This window comes from Halomonas sp., assembly GCF_041689495.1.
GTDB lineage: Bacteria > Pseudomonadota > Gammaproteobacteria > Pseudomonadales > Halomonadaceae > Halomonas.
Genome location: NZ_JBDNGD010000084.1, coordinates 1 through 1,780, shown reverse-complemented (window position 1 = coordinate 1,780; position 1,780 = coordinate 1). Strand labels below are relative to the sequence as shown.

General features: G+C 60.7%; 2 protein-coding genes. One reads left to right on the top strand and one right to left on the bottom strand.

Features of this window, described 5'->3' with window-relative positions; all coding sequences use genetic code 11:
• Nucleotides 1-58 precede the first annotated feature (58 nt).
• A complete protein-coding gene (locus ACESMD_RS02665; RefSeq protein ID WP_372610092.1) occupies nt 59-370 on the bottom strand; it encodes a hypothetical protein in 312 nt (103 codons plus the stop codon).
• A 177-nt stretch (nt 371-547) separates the two neighbouring features.
• On the opposite strand from ACESMD_RS02665, the gene ACESMD_RS02660 reads away from it, so the two are divergent.
• A complete protein-coding gene (locus tag ACESMD_RS02660; RefSeq protein WP_372610090.1) occupies nt 548-1,270 on the top strand; it encodes a cytochrome c biogenesis CcdA family protein in 723 nt (240 codons plus the stop codon).
• Nucleotides 1,271-1,780 lie beyond the last annotated feature (510 nt).

Genomic DNA, 1,780 nt, shown 5'->3' with positions numbered 1-1,780 from the left:
CCTCTACGAGATGGCGTTCTCGGGCCTCTATGGCGGGTCATGCCGCGGCAACGGCGCTTCAGCCCGGTGAGTCGAGGCCACGTGATAGATCGAGGTCATTCACACCCTGCGCCAGCCGTGCTTGATGCGAGTCATGGGCCAAGGCATCCGGCAAGGGTATCCTGCACGAACCACCGCCTTGGTGCAGGCCTTTCGCCGACCAGGTAGCCCCCGAGCACGAGAGGACGTCAACATGCAAGTCGAAACCTTTCAGGACCTGATCGTCTGGACCCGTCAACTGCATGGTTATCTGGCTAAATGCCTGCAACACTGCTCTGTACAGTAGGATGAACCACGGGCCAAAGCGCTGCTCGAGTACCTTGCCACTCATGAGGCGAACCTGGAAAGCACCATGGCGAGCTTCGAACGGCAGGCCAATCGCGACATGGACCTGTAAGCGTGTCTCTAATGCTAAGGCCACAGCGCGCCATCATCGTCAAGGCGGGTATCGGTGGATCGCCACTGATAAGGACCCCATTTGCTTCGTCGCACTTAAGGAAAGTGACTCGTGGAAACGCTCTCGTCCATCGGACTGATCGGCGCCCTCGTCGGCGGGCTGCTGTCGTTCTTCTCGCCCTGCACCCTGCCACTGCTGCCCGCCTATCTGTCGGTGGTCACCGGCGGCAGTGCCGGCAAGGCGGATCGGCGCTTCGAGGCGATGCTGCTGAGCACCTTCTTCGTCTTCGGATTCAGCGTGGTCTTCATCCTGTTGGGCCTGGGCGTCACCAGCATCGGCCAGCTCCTCCGCGGCTATCGCCAGGAGCTCAACTGGATCACCGGCAGCATCGTCATCGTGCTCGGCCTGTTCATGACCGGCGTGTTCCGACTGCCCGCCCTGCAGCGCAGCTTTCAGTGGTCGCCCGAGTTGCGAGGGGGCTCCCCCATGGCAGCAACCTTCTTCGGTGTCTCCTTCGCCATCGGCTGGACGCCCTGCATCGGCCCGATCCTGGGCGCCATCCTGATGGCCACCTCGACCACCGCCAATGCCCAGGCCGGGATGCTCTACCTGGCGACGTACTCGCTGGGATTGGCCATACCCTTCCTGGCCAGCACCCTGCTGCTCAACAAGTTCAGCCACTATCGGGGCAGTCTCGGCAAGTGGAGTGCCTATGCCCGACCAGTCGCGGGCGTGATCCTGATCCTGATGGGGTTGCTGATCGTATCGGGGACACTCACCAGACTCTCCAGCATCCTGGTGGACTGGTTCCCGGCCCTGGCCACGATCGGCTGAAAGCTGCGCTCCTCGAGTCACCCCACCCTTGTGTTCCACCCAATGCACGGGTAAGACCCCAAGTAGAATGCCAGGATGCACAGCTTGTACGCCGTTGAGAAATGGCGCCGCGTAAGTTTTTCCAGCTTTGGGTTGGGCGTGACCTGGTGATCTGGCAGCTCTGATGGCGGTTCAGGCATGATCAGGGCTCCTGAACCTCGGGCTCTGAAATCGAGTTTAACTCACTGAGCCGGTGTATGGATTCAGGTTGACACACAGGGGGTTTCGCATCCCGTTCGATGGTTCGGCGATGCGATTCCCTAGCGCCAGGGTTAGAGATTAGACCCGGGATTCATAGAATCAGGGCGCTGCCTGCCCACGCCACGCCACGCCACGCCGAACAGCATGTCTCTTTTCCCGAGCCTCAATGGTCGTCATCTTCTCCCTCGGCATGATGTCCTCCGGGCACCTCTTCCTCCATTTCCTCAATCATCGCTCCATGATCATCACCATCGGTGCCACCATGATCGT